The organism is Amycolatopsis sp. NPDC023774, assembly GCF_040639695.1.
GTDB lineage: Bacteria > Actinomycetota > Actinomycetes > Mycobacteriales > Pseudonocardiaceae > Amycolatopsis.
Genome location: NZ_JBFAAJ010000007.1, coordinates 94321 through 114110 on the forward strand (window position 1 = coordinate 94321; position 19790 = coordinate 114110).

Consider the following 19790-nt stretch of genomic DNA (forward strand, 5'->3'; position numbering starts at 1 on the left):
GTGCTGCCTCACGCGAGGGCCGTTCTTCACTTCTCGCGTGGAGTATTCGGCGTCGCCCACTTCCGTTAGCGCCCGCTTCAACTCCGAATGTCACCTTCGGCAGCATGAGCGCAGCTCGGATCGTGGTGGTGGGGACGGGGTACGTCGGATTGACCACGGGGGCATGTCTCGCGAGCCTGGGGCATCGCGTCACCTGCGTGGACGTGGACGAGGCGAAGGTCGCGCGCCTCTCCGCCGGCAGAGTGGACATTCTCGAACCGGGGCTGGCCGAACTGGTCACCGGTGGCATCGCGGGCGGGCGGCTGTCGTTCGTCGTCGGCGCGCACGAAGCCGTGCGGGAGGCGGACGGTGTCTTCCTGTGCGTGCCGACGCCGATGGGCGCGGGCGGCTCCGCAGACCTGCGCGCGGTGGAGGCGGTGACGGCCGAGATCGGCGCCGTGCTGCCCGCCGGCTGCGCGCTGATCACCAAGTCGACCGTGCCCGTGGGCACGTCCAAGCGCATCCGCGCGATGCTCGGCCGCGAAGACGTCCCGGTCGTGTCCAATCCGGAATTCCTGCGCGAAGGCACGGCGGTTTCCGACTTCCTCAACCCCGACCGCATCGTGGTCGGCTCCGACACCCCCGGCGCGGCGCGCTGGGTCGGTGCCCTCTACGCGGACCTCGGCGCACCCGTCGTCGTCGCCGACGCGGCAAGCGCGGAGCTCGTGAAGTACGCGGCCAACTGCTTCCTCGCGCTGAAACTGTCCTATGTGAACTCGATCGCCGAGCTGTGCGAGCGCCTCGGAGCCGACATCGACCTCGTGACCGAGGGCATGGGCTACGACCGGCGCATCGGCCGCACGTTCCTCAAGCCCGGCCCGGGCTGGGGCGGCTCGTGCCTGCCCAAGGACACCAGTGCGCTCGTGAAGGTCGCGGAGTCCGTGAACTACGACTTCCGCATGCTCACCTCGGCCATCGACGAGAACATCGCCCAGCGCGACCGCATCGTGGCGAAGATCGCCGGCGCCTGCGGCGGCACTCTGTCCGGTGCGCGGATCGGCGTGCTGGGCCTGGCGTTCAAGGCCGGCACCAACGACCTGCGCGACTCGCCCGCCCTCGCCGTCTCCTCGGTGCTCGGCGCGCTGGGCGCGGAGATCACGGCCTACGACCCGGCGGTCGACACCGGCATCGACGGCATGACCGTGGTCGACGACCCGTACCAGGTTGCGAAGGATGCCGACGTGATCGTGGTCCTCACCGAGTGGGCCGAGTTCAAGCACCTCGACTGGACGGTGATGGCCGACGCGATGGAGGGCGACGACGTCGTCGACACCCGCAACCTCCTCGACCCGCGCACGGTCATCGACGCCGGCCTCTCCTGGCAGGGCGTCGGGCGGCCGCGCGCGGCCGGGCGAAGGCGCGTGACGGTTTCCTAGTCCTGCCTTACGATCACGAACGCGGCATCGCGTGTCGGTCACCGGCCGGGTGAGACATGGAGGTGCCGGGATGCCTTCTGGAGGCATTGTTCGTGTCCGTTTCCGTTGAGCTCAACCATTTGATCGTGCCGTCCCGGGACAACCGGGAGTCCGCCGAGTTCCTCGCCCGCTTGCTGGGTCTCGAAGTGGGCGAGGAATGGGGGCCGTTCATCCCCGTCGAAACCGGCAATGGCGTCCGGCTGGACTTCGCGACGATCCCGCCGCAGGACCTTCGGCTGCAGCACTACTGTTTCCTGATCCCCGAGGACGACTTCGACGCGTTTTTCACGCGGCTTGAGGAAACCGGCGTGACCTACCACGCCGATCCGGCCGGGAACCTGGTCGGCGAGATCAACCACAACCACGGCGGCCGCGGGGTTTACTTCCTCGACCCGGGCGGCAACGGCGTGGAAGTGATCACGCAGCCCTACGAGCCGGACCGCCGTCGGCCGGCTGGCTGGTAGCCACCACCGGATCCCGCACTCCAGCCGGGATGCGGGATCCGGCCACCTGCACCAGCACGGCTCCCGCGAGCAGCACGACCGCGCCGACCAGCTGCGACGCACCGAGGGTTTCGCCGAGCCACAGCCACGCCAGCCCCGCGGCGACGAGCGGTTCCACCAGTGCCAGCACGCTCGCCGGCGCCGGGGGTAGGTCGCGTAATGCGCGCAGTCCGGCCAGGTAGGGCAGCACCGTGCCGGCCACGGCCAGCACCAGCAACGCCAGCCACACGGGCACGTGCAGTTCGCCGAGCGTGGCCGTCTGAGTGATCGACGCCGGCGACACCGTCCACGGTGGACTGACCGCGCCGACCACGACGGCTCCGATCGCCAGCCCGACAGCCGTGAGTCCCACCGAGTCGTGCCGGCCCGCGCCGCGTTCGCCGAGCAGGAAGTACCCCGCCGAGCACACGGCCGCGGCGATGCCGGCGGCGATGCCGAGCGCGTCGAGCCGGCCGCCGTGCCAGACCTGGGCGACAAGCGCCAGCCCGGCCACGCCCAGCGTGGTCCCGACCCACACCAGCGCCGGCAGCGGTTCGCGCCGCACCACGCGCACCCACAGCGCGACCAACGCGGGCGCCAGGTTCACCAGCGCCATCGCCACCCCGACCGGCACACGGTCCACGGCCACGAAGAAGCACAGCTGCACCCCGGCCACGCCGAGCACGCTGTAGCCGAGCACCAGCCACACGTCGGACCCGCGGAAGCGCAATGCCCACGGCCGCACCAGCGCGACGCCCGGCACCAGCACCACGGCCGCCAGCGCGATGCGCACCGCCGTCACTGCGGCCGGTGACCAGCCCGTGGTCATCACGGCCTTCGCCACCGGCCCGGAGCCGGCGAACAGCACCCAAGACGTGAGGCTCAACCCCGTCGCTCGTCCTCGCCCGGCCATGACCGCAGTGTCGCCGCCCGCCACCTGCGCCGACCAATGATTTTCCAGCGGCCCCAAATTCACCCGACGGAAAACGCGGCGCTCGGACGACGATGTGGGTGTGACGGAACCGCGGGTGAGACCGGACCCGGCTTTCGCGCTGCTCGGGCTGTACGAGTCCGCGCTGCCGGAGGTCTACGGGTACCTGCTCGGGCGCTGCGGTGACCGCGTGCTGGCCGAGGAGCTGACATCGGAGACGTTCCTGGGGGCGGTGGCCGCGTGCCGCAAGGCGGGTGCGCCGCCGGTGAGCACCGGGTGGCTGATCGGGGTGGCGCGGCACAAGCTGGCCGACCACTGGCGCCGCAAGGCCCGGGAGGAGCGCGGGTTGCGGCTGGTGCACGAGCCCGACGCCCACGACCCGTGGGACACCGAGCTCGACGCGTTGCGCGCGCGCCAGGTGCTCGAGTCGCTCGGCGCGCACCACCGGGCCGTGCTCACGCTGCGGTACGTCGACGGCCTGCCGGTCGGCGAAGTCGCCGCCTGCCTCGGCCGCACGGTTTACGCGACCGAAGCGTTGCTGACCCGCGCGAAGGCCGCGTTCCGCCACAGCTACGAGGAGAAAGGGGGCTGCGATGACTGAGCCGTTCGACGCGCTCGCACTGCCCCCGACGCCGGTCGACCCGGACCCGGCGTTCGCCAGGGAGCTGCGGGACAACCTGCGGCGCCTCATCCTGAACGGAGTCGAAATGACCACCACCGAAACCCCCGCCGACGCCGCCGTGCGCGCGCTCGCGCCGTACCTCGTCGTCACCGATGCCCGTGCCGCACTGGACTTCTACGTCGAGGTCTTCGGCGCGCGGCGGCGATCCGACCCGATCGTGATGGACGACGGGCGCATCGGGCACGCCGAGCTGGCCATCGGCGACAGCGTGCTGATGCTCGCGGAGGAGTTCCCCGAGCTGGGCAACGTCGTCGCGCCCGAGGGCGGGCCGCTGATCCGCGTGGAGGTGCCCGACGTCCACGAGTCGGCCCGCCGCGCCGTGGAGCTGGGCGGTGAGCTGCTGCGTCCGGTCGAGGACCGCGGTTACGGGCTCGGCGGCACGATCAAGGACCCGTACGGCCAGCGCTGGCTCGTCGCGCAGGCCGGCCAGACGACCAAACACGCGACGAAGCCCACCCGCCACGGCGAAGCCATGTACTTCACGTTCCAGGTCCCCGACGGCGAAAGGGCGAAGGCGTTCTACGGCGGCGTCGTCGGCTGGCAGTTCTCGCCCGGCTCCGTGCCGGACGCCTGGGGCTTCGAGGGCCCCGGCCTGGAAGGCGGGCTGTGGGGTGGCCCGGGCCGGCAGGTCGGCTGGAAGCTGATGTACGCGGTGGACGACCTCGAAGCTGCCCTCGCCCGCGTTCGCGACCACGGCGGCACCGCCGGTGAGGTGGAGCACCACCCGTATGGCACGACCGCCGACTGCGTCGACGACCAGGGCATCGAGTTCTGGCTCTGGGAACAGCCACACGAGTGAGAAACCCCATGACCCCGGCGGCTCCCGCGCCGCCGGGGTCACACTCGAACCATGGCCGGGCACTGGACTCCGTGAACGAAGCTGAGTTGACCGCCGGCTGGCGGCTGTGGCTCGAGCTGGGCTCCTGTACGTGGCCAGGCCCGGACTGGGACGGCACGCCCGCGGAGGCCGTGACCGGACTGACGCGGTTGTTCTCGACGTGCAACGAGATCCTCGAGTCCTACCGCCGCAGCGGCGGCCCCGACGGCGCCGGAATCATCGGCCTGGTGCGCTCGATGTTCCTCGCCGCCAACTGGACCCTCGAACTCTGGCGCGACGACACGGCACCCCTGGATGCCGAGCGCGCCGCGTTGCTGCACGGCGACCTCGCGGGCTTCGCGGAACACGCCGAGGCCGTCCGGATCCTGCTCGCCCGGGGCGGCGGCTGGTCGTCGCTCCCGGGCTGAGCTTTCATCGAGGATCCGGCAGCTTCCGGGCCAGTACCACCACGAGCAGGGCCACCGCGGCCAGCAGTGCCACGACCAGTACGAACGCCCCCTCGTACCCCATTGACCCTGTGCTCAAGCCGGCGAACAGGCTGCCGAACACGGCCACCCCGAGGGCCAGCGACGTCTGCTGTGTCGTGGTCATCACGCCGCCGCCGATACCGGCGAGGTCGTGGGGCACGCGGGACAGGACGATGCGGAACAGTGTGGTCATGGCCAGGCCGTTGCCGACCCCGATGAGGACCATGGCGGGCGCCAGCTCCCACAGCGTGAGGGCGGGCCACGCCCACAACGCGGAGCCGGCCAGCACGAGCAGGCCGAACGCCGCGATCACGCCGCCGGCGAGGACGACCTTCTGGCCGTAGCGGGCGACGAGGTGGCTGCTGCCCAGCGACGTCAAGAAGTAGGCCACGGCCATCGGCGTCAGGACGAGCCCCGAGCCGAGCGGACCGAGGTGCAGGCCGTCCTGCAGGGTCACGGCGTAGACGAACATGAACGACCCGAAGCCGCAGAAGAACGGCACCGCGACGATCAGGCCGTGGCGCACGTTGGCCGTGCGCAACAGCGCCGGTGGCAGCAGCGGCATCCCACCGCGCGACTCCAGCCGTTTCTCGACGCGGGCGAAGCCCAGCGCGGCGAACGGGAACAGCACCAGCAGCGCGATCGTCCACCACGGCCAGCCCAAAGCAGAGCCTTCCATCAGCGGCACGAGCAGCGTCAGGAGTGCCGCGGCGAGCAGCGCGGTGCCCCAGCGGTCGACGCCGAGCGGGTTCTCCGCGCGGCTGTCGGGCACCGTGCGGCGCGCCACCAGCAGCCCGATGAGGCCGATCGGCACGTTGACCAGGAAGATCGGCCGCCAGCTCGTGCCCCACAGGTCGGCGGCCACGAGCGCGCCGCCCAGCAGTTGGCCGACGACGGTCGCGATGCCGCCCATCGCGCCGTAGGAGCCGAGCGCGCGCGAGCGGTGTTCGCCGGTCGTGCCGGCCTGGATGATCGAGAGCACCTGCGGCAGCAGCATCGCCGCCGCTGCCCCTTGCGCGGCGCGGGCGAGCACCAGCGTCAACGCATCGGGTGCGAGGCCGCAGACCAGCGACGTCAGCGTGAACAGCGCGAGCCCCAGCAAGAACAGCCGGCGGCGGCCGAACGCGTCGCCGAGCCGGCCGCCGAGGACCAGCAGCACCGCGTACGCGATGCCGTACGCGGCCACCACCAGCTCCAACGTCGCGGTGGACGCGTGCAGATCGGTATCGATGGTGGGGAGGGCGACGTTGACGATGAAGAAGTCGATGACCGGCAGTGCCGCCCCCAGCAACACGGTGACCAGGCCGGCTGAGGTCAGCGCCGGCCTGGCGGTCACGCCGGTGGGGTGCACCGGTGTGGTGGTTGTCGTCGTCATGACTACCACGCTGCGACGCTTTCGAACCTGGTACCAGGTGTGCTTTCATCCTGGTAGCGGGACTACCTGGTACCAGGCAATGGGCTGTGCTGAACTGGGAGCATGACCACCGCTGTCGAAGAACGCCTCCGCCGCGGCGAGCTCGGCGCGTTCCTGCGCAGCCGTCGCGCCCGCATCACGCCCGAGCAGGTCGGCCTGCCCCTCGGCGGCCGCCGTCGTACGCCTGGCCTGCGCCGCGAAGAGGTCGCGCAGCTCGCCGGTGTCGGGGTCACCTGGTACACGTGGCTGGAGCAAGGCCGCGACATCAACGCGTCCGAGCAGGTACTCGGCGCGATTTCGCGGACGCTGCGACTCGACCCGCACGAGCACTCCCACCTGTTCACCCTCGCCGGCGCGCCCGAACCGCCGGCCGCGAACGAGTGCAACGCCATCACGCCCTCGATGCGCAAGATGATGACCCAGCTCGAGCCCTTCCCCGTCGCGGTCCGAAACGCGCGCTGCGACCTGCTCGGCTACAACCGTGCGTATGCGTGGCTGATGGGCGACGTCGACTCGATCCCGTTCGAGGACCGCAACACGCTGGTCCAGTGCCTGCTCAACCCGGACTGGCGCAGCCGGATGCTCGACTGGGAGCAGAACACTCCACGCGTGGTCGCGTCGTTCCGTGCGGCGATGGCCGAACACGTGGCCGAACCGTCGTGGAAAGCGCTGGTCAAGCGGCTGAAAGCGGAGTCGCCGCTGTTCGAGCAGCTGTGGAACCGCCACGACGTGAACTCCGAGCCGATCCGCACGAAGTGCTACGACCACCCCGAGGTCGGGCTGCTCAAGTTCAACTTCACGTACCTGTACTCGGGTCGCCGCTCGGAGATCACCGTGTCCACCTACACGCCGGCCGACGAGCAGACCGCCGCGAAGCTGCCGAGTTCGTTCGACTAGAAGTGCACCAGCACCCGGCCGTCGTTGGCGGGGTCGGCCTCCACCCGCCGGTAGAGCTTCTTGAGGTGCGGCTGGTTCAGCGTGGCCAGCACACGCCGTTTCAGCTTGCCCGAGCCCTTACCGGAAATGATCTCGACGGTCCTGATCCGTTCCCTGGCCGCACGGAAGATCGCGGTCCGCACGGCCGCGTCGATGTCCCGGTCGCTGCGGAAGATCGGGTGCAGGTCCACGGTCAGCATCTCCGTCATCGTCGGCTCCTCGGTCACTCGGGTACAGCACCGGACGTAGCCATCGTGCCGCTTCCGGACGGACGCGCGAAGGCACCGTGAGCGGTAGCTTTCTGCACCATGCAGGACTGGTGGCGGGCGCGGAACCCGTGGTTCGGACGCGTGTTCCGGACTTTCGTGGTGCTCGTGTTCACGCTCGGCGCCACGAGCGCGGCCGGCCGCTGGCAGCCGGGCGCCCACCTGCTCAGCGCCGCGGGCGCCGCGTGGCTCGTCGCGACCGTGCTGACGCTGCTGGTCGTCCACCGCTACCCGTTGCCGGTTTTCGTGCTCACGGCCGCGTCGGCGTACGCGTTCTACGCCTCCAGCGAGCCCAACGGACCGGTCGTCCTGGTACCGACGATCGCGTTGTTCATGCTGACCCGGCGCAGTGGTCCGGTGGTCGCGGGCTGGACCGGCGCCGGCGTGCTCGTCGCCGGGTACGCGGCCCACGTGATCGCCACGCGGTCGTTCGCGATCGCCCCTTCGGCCGGGGTGTTCGTGGTGTGGCTGGCGGCGGTGATCGGCATCGGCACCGCCGTGCGCTACCAGTTCGCGGCCCTGGCGGCGCGGCGCGAGCAGGCCGTGGAGCACCGCCACCGCCTGGCCGAGCAGGAGCGGCTGCAGATCGCGCGCGAGGTGCACGACGTCGTGGCCCACAGTCTCGCGATGATCAACGTGCAGGCCGGCGTCGCCGCCCACGTCGCCGACCGGCGGCCTGAGCAGGCGAAAGAGGCGCTGCTGAACATCAAGGCGGCCAGCGCGTCGGCGCTCAACGACCTGCGCGCGACACTCGCCGTGCTGCGTTCGGGTGAGGACAAGGCGCCCGCGCCGAGCCTGTCTCAGCTGGGCGAGCTGCTCGATCACGCGCGGTCCGCCGGTCTCGAAGTGCGGCTGCACGGCGACGCGGGCGACGTGCCCGCGCCCGTGGCCGGCGCGACCTACCGGATCCTGCAGGAATCGCTCACCAACGTCGTCCGCCACGCCGACGGCGCGCAGCACGTCGACGTCCACCTCGACCGGCGCCTCGGCGCCCTCACGCTCACCGTCCGCGACGACGGCCGCGCCACCACCGCGCCCACACCCGGTCACGGCCTGCGCGGCATGACCGAACGCGCGGCCGCCCTCGGCGGCACGGTCCAGGCCGGTGTAGTCGACGGCGGTTTCGAAGTGCGGGCCGAGTTGCCCGTGAAGGGGGAAGCATGACGATCACCGTGGTACTGGCCGACGACCAGGCCTTGGTCCGCGCGGGGTTCCGCGTGCTGCTGGAGACCGAAGACGGCTTCGACGTCGTCGGCGAGGCGGGCGACGGCGCGCAAGCCGTGGCGCTCGCGGGCGAGCACAAACCGGACATCGTGGTGATGGACGTCCGCATGCCCGGCACCGACGGCCTCGAAGCCACCCGCCGCATCACCGCCGACCCGGCCCTGGCCGGCGTGAAGGTGCTGGTCCTGACCACCTTCGACGTTGACGAGTACGTCTACGAGGCCCTGCGCTCCGGCGCGAGCGGCTTCCTGCTCAAGGACACCGAGCCGGTGGAGTTGCTGCGCGCGCTGCGCGTGGTCGCCGCGGGCGAAGCGCTCCTGGCCCCCACGGTGACGCGCCGGCTGATCTCGGAGTTCGTCGGCCGCCCCGAGCACCGCCGCATCGACACGGCCGCGGTCAAGGAGATCACCGACCGCGAACGCGAGGTCCTCGGCCTCGTCGCCGGCGGCCTGTCCAACGACGAAATCGCCGCCCACCTGGTCATCTCCACCGCCACGGCCCGCACCCACGTCAGCCGCATCATGACGAAGATCGGCGCCCGCGACCGCGCGCAACTGGTGGTCCTGGCGTACGAATCGGGCCTCGTCACCCCTCGGCGGCACTAGCTCGGCAACTAGCCCGAAGGTGTGAGTTACGCCGTGTCGGTGAACGTCGTCCCACGTTCGGACGCCTTACCAGCAGAGCATCGCCTCACTCAGCGATGTGTTCGGCGGAAGGAGCTCCCATGGCGTGGGAGATCGTCGTGGTCGCCACGCTGGCCGTGATCTTCCTGGTCAGGCTGGTGCTGCAGCTCAAGCGGGGGTGACGGGCGCCGCCGCGGGGTGCTGTGCCGGGCACGAGGTGCGGCGGTGCGCCCCGAGCCCAGATCCTGCGCCGGCGCCGGGCGGGGCCGGTGCGGCGGGACCGCTAGCGGTGTGATCACGGTCTGCTCCGCGTCGGTCGGCGGAGGCGGCTTCGGAGCACGCTGCGGCGGAGTCGGCGGCGGCTTGGGCACGCCCTTGGTCGGCGGGGGCGGCAAGCTGCCGTTCAGCGAGCCGGAGACGGAACCCGCCGGCGCGTCACCCGCCAGGTGCCGAGGCCGGTCCACCTTCGGGATCTCGATCGTGATCTCGCTGGTGACCTGGATCGGCGCCGGCTTCTCACGCCGGTACGAAAGCTTGCGGGCCAGCGCGTGGCTCGGCCGCTCGACGAACCGGTAGCTCACCTCGACCACGCCGAACACCGCCGGGATCACGATCAGCAACGCGATGGGCAGCGGCACCGCCGGGCGCAGCAGCTGCAGCAGCACGAACGAGACCAGCATGTGCACCAGGTAGATCGAGTAGCTGCGCTCGGACACGGCGGTCCAGAACTTCCGCTGCTTGAGCTTCGGCTCCGCCATCAGGCCCAGCATGAACAGCACCACGGCGAACGCCATCGACAGGTTGTACGCCGTGTCCACACGGCCGACGTCGATGATGTCGCCGAGCACGTACAGACTCCACGCCAGAGCACCGAACACGCCACCGGCCCACAGCGGAATCTTTTTCGACGTGGTGGCCCAGATGACCTGGCCGATGATCATGATCGGCAGGTAGGACACGTTCACCGCGAACAGGAAGTACTCGGCGGTGAGCTGCCTGCCGCTCAGCATCACCACGAAGATGAACGTGATCTCGACAGCGATGGCCAGCCACACCCACCGGCGCAGCACCGGTAGCAACAGCAACAGGATGACGTAGAACAGGACCTCGACGATCATCGTCCAGGCCACCGGCACCAGGACGACCTGCGGGTTGATCAGGTAGTTGACCAGCAGGGAGTTGGTGAGCGCGGTCAGCGGCGTCAGCTCCTGCGACTGTCCCGGCGTCGCGGGCGGATGCAGGTGTACCAAGATCAGCAGCGCGGTCAGCAGCACCACGAACACCATCGGCGCGTACACCCGGATCAGCCGGTTCACGGCGAACCGCCGGCTGCCCTGCCGCATCGCGATCGGGGTGACCACGAAACCGCTGACAAGAAAGAAGAACGGCACCGCGATCTCGCCGATGCCCTGGGTCGACATGTGCATCGGGTCGCTGGTGAGCGCCTCGATGAAGTCGATGTACGGCGCGTGCTCGCCCTTGGCCTTCACCCAAGGATGCGCGATGTGGCTGTAGAAGACCAGCAGCGCACCGAGCCCGCGGCCGATGTCGATGAAGACGATCCGGGTCTTCTTCGCCGGTTCGGAGGGCGTGACTTCGGCCAACGCCCACCCCCACCTGGTCGAACCGACTTAGTCCGTAAGGAGTGTAACGAAGAAACACCGAGTGGTTTCCACGGATGGAAATTACCCAGCCAAGGCGGGTTCTGGTCGGAGCCACAGCGTCACGAAGTCCTTTTCGTTACGCCGGGCGTTGCGAATCAGCTCCCGATCACCCTGTGGGTAGGTGACCGGCCCTTCTTCGCCGACCTCGATCGGCTGGTAGCCCAGCTCGCGGTAGCGGGCGAGCACCGCATGTGGATCGTCCCCGAGTTCCTCGATGGCGCCCGGGCAGAACTCGCACACGATGTGCGGGCGGTCGCGGCGCAGCACCTCGTCCAGCCCGGCCAGCGCCCGGTGATCGCGGCCCTGCAGGTCGACCTTGATCAGGGAGATCTGCTGCTCGCGCACCTCCGGCACCTCGCCGAGCCGGACCGCGGGCACCTCGATCCCCGGCCCGTCCTCGCTGACCCGGTTGTCGCCGCTGTTGTCGGCTTCCGGATGGGTGAGTCGCACGGTGCCGGCGTGATCCCAGGCGGCCACCGGCAGCACTGTGGTCAGCGCTACCGCGGCGGCGGGCAGGTTCACCTCGAGGTTGCGGCGCAGGTATCGGGCGTTGAGGGGATCGGCCTCGACCGCGATCACGTGACTGACGTCCGGACAGGACCGCATCAGCCGCAGCGTGTGGTAACCGACGTGCGCGCCGATGTCGAGGATGGCGCCGGGATGCCGGGTCACCAACTCGCACATGAGCTCGGCCTCACTGTTCTCCCAGGACCGGTGGAACTGGATCCACGGGAGCATGACCTCGTCGACCGGCATCAGCAGCGCGCCCACGTCGCTGACCACGACCTCGGCGTCGCGCGGGATCGGAACGTGCGAGAGCCGGGCGGCGTCGCGCAGCGCACCCAGGTCGACGGAAACGCGCTGGATTGCTTCTTCGTCCTGGTCGAGCCGTTGGTCGCGGGCCGAGAAGTCGGCGTGCACGCTCGCCGTGACCGACTCCAGCTCGCCGGTGAAGCTCTCCGACATCTTGCTGACGTCGGCCTCGATGGTGCGCACCGCCAGATCGAGGCCCGGCGTCTGGTCGCGCAGCTCGTCGACCGAAGTCTCCAGCGCCCGCAGCCGGCCCTCGACCGAGGTCTTGAGTGTGTGCAGCTTGTCGTCGAAGCGGCGGCTCAGCTCCGCGGCACGCTGCGCGTCGTCGAGGCGCGCCTCCACGGACTCCAGGCGGGCCAGCAACCTGCTGGTGGTCTCCTCCGTGGCGTCGCGCAGCTCGCCCATGACCCGGCGTTGATGCACGTCGTAGTGGTCGATGGCACGCAGCATGGCCTTGCGCATCGCGGGCGCCAGCGGCGTCCTCGAGGGCGCGCCCGGCTCCGGCCGCCATTGCAGCGCCTCCGCCGCCTTGCGCACCGGGGTCAGCGGGTGCTCGGGCTCCTGAGGCCGGTACGCCTGGCGCGAACGCCAGATTTCGTAGGCGCCGCGCAGCTCGCCGCGCATCCACTCGGCGGCGGCCGCCATGGACCGCGTGCGCAGCACGTGCTGGCGCGCCTTCCGGCCGCGCCGCTCGGCCTCGTCCGGATCGTCGGCGACCTCGCGCATGGCGGCCGCGGCCGCCTCGACGTCCGGATCCGCCCACAGGGTGTCCGGCTCGTACGGGTCGTTGCCCTTGCCCACCGGGACCAGCCGGTAGGGCACCGGCCAGCCGGTGGTCGAGTCGAGGAACTCGGTGGTGCTGGAGTAGTCCGTCGAGATGACCGGCATGGCGCGCGCCATCGCCTCGGCCACGGTCAGCCCGAAACCCTCGCCCCGGTGCAGCGACACGTAGCACGTGCTGCGGTCGTAGAGGTCGTTCAGTTCGGCCACCGACAAGTAACGCTCGATCAGGTCGATCCTCGGATCGGTCGCTGCCGCCGCGCGCAGCCGCTCCGCCTCGAACGGGCGCTGCTTCGCGTTGATGGTCTTGATGGTCAGCCGCACGTCGTCGCGGCCGGGGAAGGCCTGCTGGAACGCCTTGATCGTGCCCCACGGGTTCTTGCGCTGCGCGATGCTGTTGAAGTCGAACGCGAACAGGAACCGGACCGGCTCACCGGCCTCGCGGGCGGGGCGGGAGGGCTCACCAGGATCGCGCACCGGAACCGGCACGGTCTTGACCGGGATCGGCGAGTGCTTGGCGATCGCGGTGCGGCAGAAGTCGCTGACCGTCCACACCTCGTCGACCAGACCGAACGCCTCGTGCATCGAGGCGGGGAAATCCTCGGTCTCCCACGCCCACAGGCCGATCCGGTAGCGGTCGTGCCCGACCTCGGGATGTGTGCCGAGCAGCACCCTCGTCTGGTCGGCGTTGACGGCGAGCACGCTCACCGGGAACCGCGGGTCACCGAGGCTCTCCGGTTGATCGAGACCGGTGCGGTTCAGGATCCGTTCCTCGACGACCGACGCGATCGGCACCCCGGCGGTCTCGATCACCTCGTGCACGATCCGGCCCATCTCGCCGACGCCCAGCTCGGCCGTCAGATACCCGAGCAGGTTGACGCCGAACTCGTCCACCGGCGCGCGGGCGGCCACCGGATGACCGGGCAGCGCCCACTCGGCGAGTTCGCCCTCGTTGATGCCGGAGGTCACGCACCACGCGCGGAACTTCTCGGCGTCCTCACCCGTCGGATGCGGAAAGGCGGTTCGAAGATCGACACGGGAATCCCAGACGGCGAGCGCCGCCCGATTCAGCCCGGACGCCGCTTGCGCCGAGTCCTCCGCGCCGGCCAGCCACTCGCGCAGGGCGCGGCCGCCGTCTTCGCCGTAGGCGTGCGGTGGGAGACGCTTGTTCTTGCGCTCGGCCTTGATCCAGGCCTCGCGGAACACGCGCCGGGCCAGCTTGGGCAGCGGCGTGCCGTCCCCGAAACCGGCGAAACCGTAAGGCACCGCTTCCAGCGTCTCGGCGTAACCCGCGTCGCGCAGCGCCGCACCGTAGGCGTCGCACAGCTCGCGCAGTTCAGGGCTGGCCGAGAGCAGCACGCGCGGTTCGCGTGCGCAGTAGTAGGTCAGCAGCCACGGCGTCTCCGGCCGGTAACCGCTGAAGTGGAAGAACCGCAGTTTCGCCCCGCCCGCGGTCAGCTCGCCGTTGTCGTCGCGTTCGACCGGGCGGTCGTGCAGGTTCCAGTACGCGACGTTGAAACCGGGGTCCACGAGCACGTGGTGGCCGAAGAGCGCGGGCACGTTGTCCACCCAGCGCTGGTCGGTGAACAGCTGTCGTTCCGGCGCCACAATCGCGTCGTGCCGCAACCGCTGCGCCCAGAAATCGAGGAAGTCACCGGAGCCGGGACCGACCCCGATGAAGCCGAGATTGAAGATCCCGGCGCCCATGATGACGGCCTCGTCGGGCTCCATCCCGTCGCGCGGCAGCGGGGACAGCACGTGCGGGGTGAGCACGATGCCGTGCTCCATCGCGAGCTCCGCGATCTCCGGCATCGGCGCGAAGACCCTGATGTCCGGATCGAGGTAGATCGCGACGTCGTACTCGCGGCGCAACTCGCGCAGCAGATAGGGCTTGACCGAGGTGGCCAGCTCGGTCACCGAGTACGCCGTGGCCATGCGCAGGTAGTCGTCCCGGTCGATGCCGAACGCGTCCTGCCCGACGACCCGGTACCCGTCGCGCTCGTCCTCGTGGCCGTCGATGACCGCGATGACGAAGTCGTTTTCGGGGTGCTGCGCCAGGTAGGACCTGGCCAGGACACGGGCCGCGGGCAGGTAGTTGCGCGCGACGATCGTGCACGCGGTGACTGTGCACGCGTCACCCATTGCTCGGGAGCACCTTCAGCTGAGCAGCGAGGATCGTGTCGAAGTTCGTCTTCGCGGTCTGCAGGCTTCCCGGAGCGGTCACCTCGATCCGGACCACCACGTTGCCGTGCGAATAGTGGCCACGGATCTGCGCGGGGGAGCTGTCCTTCGCGTCGACCGAGGTGACGAACACGCCGTCCGGGGCGTCGGTGACGCGGGTGGCGTCGTTGCGGATTTGCGTGGCCAGCAGCTTGCTCGCTGCGTCCTGCGCCGCGGCCGGGCTGCTCACCTTGGTCAACATGAGGATCGCCCGGGCGCCGCCGCCGAGGTCGTGCACCACGAACTTCACGTCGCCGGCCTGCGCGGCCTCGTACGTCGACAGCTCGTCGGAGGTGAGGTAATTCAGCGCCGGGATCTGCGTGAAGCTCTTGATGGTGTCGTACTTCTCCGCAGCGCCCGGAATGTCGGCGACCGCCATCCCGTCCGGCGGCTTCGGCGCGCTGGAGGGCGCCTGCTGCGTCGGCTGGGCGGTGGGCTGCTCGTTGCCGCCCCCGCTGTCACGGCCCCAGAGCCAGTAGGCACCGAACGCGATCGCGGCCAGCACGACCACGGCGCCGACGATCGCGCCGATCTTCTTGCCGTTGCCCGACTTGGGCTTCTCGGCGAAGAACTCGGGACCCTGGCGGAAGGAGTCGTTGCCCGTCGGGCCGAGCGGCGGGAGGTCGCCACCGCCCCACGGCGGGCTCTGGTCGCCCTCGGGCGCGTTCCACGGCTGCTGCTGCGGGAAGCCGCCGGCGGGGGAGGCCGGTTGCTGAAACCCGCCGGGAGGGGAGTACTGCGCCTGCGGCGGCTGCTGCTGGGGCTGCACGTACTCGGTGCGTGCGGGGTCGGCGTGCTGCTGCATCTGCCAGGACTGCACGGCCTGGGTGCGTTCCGCGCTCGGGTCACCGGCGGGCTGCTGCGGGGCCGGCTGCTGCTGCGGCATGCCCTGCGGCGGGCTGACCGGCGTGATGATCTGCGTCGAGTCCGAGCTCGGGGCGGCCTGCTGCGGGGCCGGCTGGTCCTGCTGGCCGACGGCCGAGGACAGCACCTGGTCGCGCCGGATCCGGTAGTCGTCCGCGGACAGCCGCCCTGACGCGAGCTCCTCGTCCAGCCGCCGCAGCTCCTCCTGCCAGGACACCAGGGCCCCCCTTATCTGTCGGCATGCGACGATCAGTGCGCCACCGCGACCCGATGTGTGTGACGACGTGGACATTGTGCACGGCTGTGACCCCGCGCGACCCCGCGGGTCGCCTTCCGTGTCCGGGGCCGCATCAGCGGGCGGGCAGGGCTGCCGCCACCTTCGTGCGGATCTGTTCGATCCGCGATCGGAGCACCACCGCGTCGTCCGGGAGCGGCTGCGATACGCCGATTCCGATCGCCACCGGACCGGAGGTGTACCAGAACGCGAGGACGCGTCCGGCCGGGCTGCTGCCGGAGTACAGCAGGTCCGTCGGCGCGGGTCCGAGCGGTGTGCTGCCGAAGCCGCCCGCGGTGAGGTTCTGCTTGAGGCCCTTCACGAGCTGCGCGGCCTGCGCGGGCGAAGGCGTCGGCACGGCGAGCAGGATCGTGCCGTTGTCGGTGTGCGTGGTGTCGGCGTACGCGTGGTAGACGAGTTCGGTCGCGGTGGCCGTCTTCATCAGGTCCGCGTCGGCCTGCGACACGACCTTCAGCTGCACGGCCTTGTCGAGCGACATCGTCGAGTTGTCGGGGTTCGGCGTACCGGCCAGGGCCGGCAGCTTGTCCTCCAGCGACGCCGACGGATCCGGGCTGCCGGTGGCCGACGGGATCGGTGGCGGCGAGACGGTGTCGGCGGTGTCGCTCTGGTCCGGCCGGTTGCCGATGTACCAGATACCGCCGACGACCAGCGCCAGCACGACCAGCACGCCCAGTGACAGGAACAGCCACGTCGGCTTCTTCTTGCGCGGCGGCGCTTCCTCCCACAGGCGGCGCAGCTCGGGCGCCGGCCGGCGGCCCAGGTCACCCGTGTCGCCGGTGACAGGCAGGTAGCCGGTCGGTTTCGTGTCGGCCGGGCTCGGCGCGGTCGCGAACGACGGCTCGCCGTCCTTCGGGCTCCACCGCGGTTTCCGGGTCAGCGACGACCGGGGCGGCCGCTGCGGCTTGGCCTTCTTCTTGTCGTGCTTCTCCGGCTGGGGCTCGGGTTGCGGCTCCGCGGGCACGGGCTCGGTGACCTGCTGCTGGACGGGGTGCCAGACCGGCTGGAGCTGCTGCTGCTGGATCGCGGGGTTGGCGCTGGCCCACGTGTTCGCCGTGCTCGGGGTGCTCGGCGTGGTCGGGGTGGTCGGCGCCCAGCCCTGCTGGGGCTGGTTCCACGAGACCGGGTCGGCGCTCCACGTCCCCGCGGCCGCGCTCGGTTCCGTGACCTGGGCCGGCATCTCACCCGCGCCCGCTTGCAACGGCGACGCCACCGGCGAGGCCGCGCCCCCGCCGGACGCCTCCGCGAGCAGCTCCTCGCGCTTGTGCCGGTGCTCGGCGTGCCCGATCCGGCCCGCGGCCAGGTCGGAGTCCAGCCGCCGAAGCTCTTCCTGCCAGCTCATCGCCATCCTCTGCCACTGGTCGGGGCCGTAGTTTTTCATGCACCCGGACCTGCGGGGGGTACCGGTTTGTAGACTCGTGATCGATTCGTCGGCGAGATCATTCCGCGCCGGTCGCGTGGCGTCCAGGGTCCAGGGCCGTCCGTAGGATCGGTGTATGTCCTCGAACCGCGGTGAGGTGCCCGCCGACACCGCGACAGCGCGTTGGGAACGGCTCGGCGAGACGCTGGGCGCGATGGTGCGCGGTGAGACGCCCGTCGGCGCCGCCAGCCGCAGCGTGCGGGAGCAGTCGGAGCGGCTCGGGTCGCCCGAGGCATTGCGTGACCTTCAGCGGTGGATCGCGATGCTCGACTCCTGGATCTCCACCGACGTCACGCCCGTCAGCTTCTGCGAGGACCAGATCCTGCAGCAGGCCCGCGAACTCCTCGCCGGAACCTGGCCACCCGTCACCCGTTGAGCGGCAAAAACTGTCGTACACATGTTCTAAAATTGGTCTTGTCCAGGGGAGATGTCGCTCGCGCAGCGTTCACCGTAGGTGCCGTGGGTTCAGCGGGGGCGGCATCGGCGAAGAGTTCGGACCGGAAGGCGGCTGTCCCATGGCCTACATCACCCTGCCCACGTTCGTCGGCTACAGCGCGAGCACGGGTCCCACGCGGTCGTCGTTCGTGCGGCGCCAGCGGCGGCTGTACGAGGACCCGGCGCGGGCGGCGTTCAACTACTACCGGCGGGCGGCCAATGCGGTGCGGGCCGGGCGCGCGGCGCGGCAGGACGAGGTGGCGATGCGTTCGCTGGTCCACCACGCCGACGACCGCACGCGCCCGCACTACTCGGCCATCGCCGAGGGGTGGCTGCGTTACCTGGGCCGGCGCGACCCGAAGCTGATCGAGGTCGGCCGGGCGCGCGTGCCGTTGGGGGAGCTGGAGGTGGGCCTGAGTCCGCAGCTCGGCCTGCGCAAGAGCAACGGTCAGCGCTACGCGACCTGGCTCTACTTCAAGGAGGAACCGCTCACCCGTGACGCAGCGCAGCTGGCGCTGTGGCTGCTCGTGCAGGGCATGTCCGACATCCTGCCGGGCGGCGAGGCGCTGGTCGTCGACGTGCGGCGCGCGAAGGAGTTCACGCTCACGGCGCGCGATCGCGACCGGCTGCGGCCGTGGGCGTTCAGCGAGGCGTCGGCCTTCATGACCCTGTGGGACGCTGCGTGAGGTGATGGTCGGTGACCGGACGCTGCGGCCGCGTTCGGTCACCGATTGCCCAGGCCACGGCCACGGGACACACCCACTCGGGTGACACATTTGGCACGGGGCGGCCCTGGACTGGACAATCTCGCCCCCGGACACGAAGCTTTCGTCAGTATTGAGCCGGCCGACGACTTCGAGGTCGATAAGTGAACGCAGCAGCCTGGGAGCCACTCTCCAGAGTGGCCGACGAGCCCGCTTGGTACTGGGTCTACAACACGCTCGGCTTCTGGCCGAGCACCTTCGCGCACGACTGGCCCGGCTTCCGCGAGCCCGCGCCGTCGCGTACGTGGGACCTGTCGGCGGGTGACTTCGACCGTGCGTCGGCGGAGTTCCGGCTGGGGCCGTACGCGGTGGAGGAGCCCGACGTCGCGCGGATCGCGCTGGCGGCGCTGAAGGAGACTGTCCGCGAGGACGAGTGGCTGTGGGTGCTGCACTGGCAGCACCAGTCGTTCAAGTTCTGGCCCCACCGCATGCCCGAGGGCGCGGCGTGGCCCGTGCCCGTGTTCCCGCGCGGCGACTACCACCTGTTCCTCGCCGAGGACTTCAGCTTCGGCACGCTCGGGCACCCGTGGGAGCGCACGCTGTGCGCGTTCGGTGATCGGCTGCTGCCCGCCGTGGAGAAGCACGGCGAGGGCGTGCTGACCAAGATCCTGCGCCGCGACGGCCGCCCCAGCGCACTGGCGCGCTGACCGCCCGTCCGGCCTGGGGAACCGCCCGCCGCGGCGGGCCGACCGGCGCATCGGCGCAGCTTGTGGCGCTGCTACCGTTCGCGACGTGTACGAATACCACGGCTGGGTGACCATCGCGGCGACCACGAGCGGCGACGACGACGCTGCTCTGCTGGAGCGCCTGGTCGATCGCGTCCACCGAGCCGTGCGGGACGCCGGCACGCTGGACCTCGTCGACCTCCGCTGGAGCGCGGGCATGCCGATGCTGCACCTCGGCGGCCTCGACAAGCACGGCGGGGCGATCGCGCCCGAGCTGCTGGAGACGTTCACGCGCGTCGGCGAGCTGGCGCCGGGTTCGTACGGGCTGCTGCACGTTTGGGACGACCAGGATCCCGACCACGACAACGAGTTCCGCGTGTTCCGCATGGCGCGCGGCCTCGTGTCCGAGTTCCGCGACGAGCACCTCACGCCGGTCGCCCCGACCGTGCTGGACGTCTACGAGCTGTAGGAACCGCACGAACGGCCCCTTCGCGCTGGTGGCACGAAGGGGCCGCTCGCTTTTATCTGCCCGCGGGAGGGTGTTCTCAGTGGGACG

Annotated in this window: 19 protein-coding genes; 12 read left to right on the forward strand and 7 right to left on the reverse strand. The window is 70.5% G+C overall.

Annotated elements, in window-relative coordinates:
- Positions 1 to 104 precede the first annotated feature (104 nt).
- Both AB0F91_RS18050 and AB0F91_RS18055 read left to right on the forward strand, forming a co-directional pair.
- On the forward strand, positions 105 to 1415 hold the full coding sequence (locus AB0F91_RS18050) for a UDP-glucose/GDP-mannose dehydrogenase family protein (protein WP_360598663.1): 1311 nt from the start codon (positions 105 to 107) through the stop codon (positions 1413 to 1415).
- A 92-nt stretch (positions 1416 to 1507) separates the two neighbouring features.
- Positions 1508 to 1918: a VOC family protein gene (locus AB0F91_RS18055; RefSeq protein ID WP_360598664.1), complete on the forward strand. Its 411-nt coding sequence runs from the start codon at positions 1508 to 1510 to the stop codon at positions 1916 to 1918.
- Here the strand turns inward: AB0F91_RS18055 and AB0F91_RS18060 are convergent.
- Positions 1872 to 2822 (reverse strand): EamA family transporter, encoded by a 951-nt coding sequence (locus AB0F91_RS18060; RefSeq protein WP_360598665.1) that lies wholly within the window; start codon positions 2820 to 2822, stop codon positions 1872 to 1874. The genes AB0F91_RS18055 and AB0F91_RS18060 overlap by 47 nt on opposite strands.
- Before the next feature lie 127 nt (positions 2823 to 2949).
- Here AB0F91_RS18060 and AB0F91_RS18065 point away from each other — a divergent pair, with 127 nt between their 5' ends.
- From AB0F91_RS18065 to AB0F91_RS18075, 3 genes are all read left to right on the forward strand, one after another.
- Entirely contained in the window at positions 2950 to 3468 is a 519-nt protein-coding gene (locus AB0F91_RS18065) for a sigma-70 family RNA polymerase sigma factor (RefSeq protein WP_360598666.1), read from the forward strand.
- Complete coding sequence (locus AB0F91_RS18070) at positions 3461 to 4348, forward strand: VOC family protein (protein WP_360598667.1); 888 nt, start codon at positions 3461 to 3463, stop codon at positions 4346 to 4348. Before AB0F91_RS18065 ends, AB0F91_RS18070 begins: the two co-directional genes overlap by 8 nt.
- A 71-nt stretch (positions 4349 to 4419) precedes the next feature.
- Positions 4420 to 4794 carry a hypothetical protein gene (locus AB0F91_RS18075; RefSeq protein ID WP_360598668.1) on the forward strand — a complete coding sequence of 125 codons (375 nt, stop codon included), beginning with the start codon at positions 4420 to 4422 and terminating at the stop codon, positions 4792 to 4794.
- A 4-nt stretch (positions 4795 to 4798) separates the two neighbouring features.
- On the opposite strand, the gene AB0F91_RS18080 is transcribed toward AB0F91_RS18075, so the two are convergent.
- A complete protein-coding gene (locus tag AB0F91_RS18080; RefSeq protein WP_360598669.1) occupies positions 4799 to 6229 on the reverse strand; it encodes an MFS transporter in 1431 nt (476 codons plus the stop codon).
- 102 nt (positions 6230 to 6331) lie between these two features.
- Here AB0F91_RS18080 and AB0F91_RS18085 point away from each other — a divergent pair, with 102 nt between their 5' ends.
- The gene (locus AB0F91_RS18085; protein ID WP_360598670.1) at positions 6332 to 7165 is read left to right on the forward strand and encodes a helix-turn-helix transcriptional regulator; all 834 of its coding nucleotides are present in this window, start codon (positions 6332 to 6334) and stop codon (positions 7163 to 7165) included.
- Here AB0F91_RS18085 and AB0F91_RS18090 read toward each other — a convergent pair.
- Positions 7162 to 7413 carry a Smr/MutS family protein gene (locus AB0F91_RS18090; RefSeq protein ID WP_360598671.1) on the reverse strand — a complete coding sequence of 84 codons (252 nt, stop codon included), beginning with the start codon at positions 7411 to 7413 and terminating at the stop codon, positions 7162 to 7164. The genes AB0F91_RS18085 and AB0F91_RS18090 overlap by 4 nt on opposite strands.
- Before the next feature lie 99 nt (positions 7414 to 7512).
- Between AB0F91_RS18090 and AB0F91_RS18095 the strand changes: the two genes are divergently transcribed.
- Together AB0F91_RS18095 and AB0F91_RS18100 are read left to right on the forward strand one after the other, a co-directional pair.
- Positions 7513 to 8634, forward strand: coding sequence for a sensor histidine kinase (locus AB0F91_RS18095; RefSeq protein ID WP_360598672.1), 1122 nt, complete (start codon positions 7513 to 7515; stop codon positions 8632 to 8634).
- The gene (locus AB0F91_RS18100) at positions 8631 to 9299 is read left to right on the forward strand and encodes a response regulator transcription factor (RefSeq protein ID WP_360598673.1); all 669 of its coding nucleotides are present in this window, start codon (positions 8631 to 8633) and stop codon (positions 9297 to 9299) included. The genes AB0F91_RS18095 and AB0F91_RS18100 overlap by 4 nt, the downstream gene beginning before the upstream one ends.
- 89 nt (positions 9300 to 9388) lie before the next feature.
- Here AB0F91_RS18100 and AB0F91_RS18105 read toward each other — a convergent pair whose 3' ends face one another.
- From AB0F91_RS18105 to AB0F91_RS18120, 4 genes are all read right to left on the reverse strand, one after another.
- Positions 9389 to 10921, reverse strand: a complete 1533-nt coding sequence (locus tag AB0F91_RS18105) for an acyltransferase (RefSeq protein WP_360598674.1) — start codon at positions 10919 to 10921, stop codon at positions 9389 to 9391.
- An 81-nt stretch (positions 10922 to 11002) separates the two neighbouring features.
- Positions 11003 to 14716, reverse strand: coding sequence for an FkbM family methyltransferase (locus AB0F91_RS18110; RefSeq protein ID WP_360598675.1), 3714 nt, complete (start codon positions 14714 to 14716; stop codon positions 11003 to 11005).
- A complete protein-coding gene (locus AB0F91_RS18115; RefSeq protein ID WP_360598676.1) occupies positions 14709 to 15875 on the reverse strand; it encodes a hypothetical protein in 1167 nt (388 codons plus the stop codon). Before AB0F91_RS18115 ends, AB0F91_RS18110 begins: the two co-directional genes overlap by 8 nt.
- Before the next feature lie 133 nt (positions 15876 to 16008).
- Entirely contained in the window at positions 16009 to 17331 is a 1323-nt protein-coding gene (locus tag AB0F91_RS18120) for a hypothetical protein (protein ID WP_360598677.1), read from the reverse strand.
- A 115-nt stretch (positions 17332 to 17446) separates the two neighbouring features.
- On the opposite strand from AB0F91_RS18120, the gene AB0F91_RS18125 reads away from it, so the two are divergent.
- The 4 genes from AB0F91_RS18125 (at position 17447) to AB0F91_RS18140 (ending at position 19703) form a co-directional block, all read left to right on the forward strand.
- Positions 17447 to 17746: a hypothetical protein gene (locus AB0F91_RS18125; RefSeq protein ID WP_360598678.1), complete on the forward strand. Its 300-nt coding sequence runs from the start codon at positions 17447 to 17449 to the stop codon at positions 17744 to 17746.
- Between the two features lie 139 nt (positions 17747 to 17885).
- Positions 17886 to 18491, forward strand: coding sequence for a hypothetical protein (locus tag AB0F91_RS18130; protein WP_360598679.1), 606 nt, complete (start codon positions 17886 to 17888; stop codon positions 18489 to 18491).
- A gap of 182 nt (positions 18492 to 18673) precedes the next feature.
- On the forward strand, positions 18674 to 19216 hold the full coding sequence (locus tag AB0F91_RS18135; RefSeq protein ID WP_360598680.1) for a DUF2716 domain-containing protein: 543 nt from the start codon (positions 18674 to 18676) through the stop codon (positions 19214 to 19216).
- 85 nt (positions 19217 to 19301) lie between these two features.
- Positions 19302 to 19703 carry an immunity 7 family protein gene (locus AB0F91_RS18140; protein WP_360598681.1) on the forward strand — a complete coding sequence of 134 codons (402 nt, stop codon included), beginning with the start codon at positions 19302 to 19304 and terminating at the stop codon, positions 19701 to 19703.
- The last annotated feature ends 87 nt before the right edge of the window (positions 19704 to 19790 follow it).

Bases quoted from the DNA above. Each gene is read 5' to 3' on its own strand.
- AB0F91_RS18130 (WP_360598679.1), top strand. From the start codon at position 17,886: ATGGCCTACATCACCCTGCCCACGTTCGTCGGCTACAGCGCGAGCACG.
- AB0F91_RS18070 (WP_360598667.1), top strand. From the start codon at position 3,461: ATGACTGAGCCGTTCGACGCGCTCGCACTGCCCCCGACGCCGGTCGAC.
- AB0F91_RS18090 (WP_360598671.1), bottom strand. From the start codon at position 7,413: ATGACGGAGATGCTGACCGTGGACCTGCACCCGATCTTCCGCAGCGAC.
- AB0F91_RS18125 (WP_360598678.1), top strand. From the start codon at position 17,447: ATGTCCTCGAACCGCGGTGAGGTGCCCGCCGACACCGCGACAGCGCGT.
- AB0F91_RS18085 (WP_360598670.1), top strand. From the start codon at position 6,332: ATGACCACCGCTGTCGAAGAACGCCTCCGCCGCGGCGAGCTCGGCGCG.
- AB0F91_RS18050 (WP_360598663.1), top strand. From the start codon at position 105: ATGAGCGCAGCTCGGATCGTGGTGGTGGGGACGGGGTACGTCGGATTG.
- AB0F91_RS18110 (WP_360598675.1), bottom strand. From the start codon at position 14,716: ATGGGTGACGCGTGCACAGTCACCGCGTGCACGATCGTCGCGCGCAAC.
- AB0F91_RS18120 (WP_360598677.1), bottom strand. From the start codon at position 17,331: ATGAAAAACTACGGCCCCGACCAGTGGCAGAGGATGGCGATGAGCTGG.
- AB0F91_RS18100 (WP_360598673.1), top strand. From the start codon at position 8,631: ATGACGATCACCGTGGTACTGGCCGACGACCAGGCCTTGGTCCGCGCG.
- AB0F91_RS18095 (WP_360598672.1), top strand. From the start codon at position 7,513: ATGCAGGACTGGTGGCGGGCGCGGAACCCGTGGTTCGGACGCGTGTTC.
- AB0F91_RS18080 (WP_360598669.1), bottom strand. From the start codon at position 6,229: ATGACGACGACAACCACCACACCGGTGCACCCCACCGGCGTGACCGCC.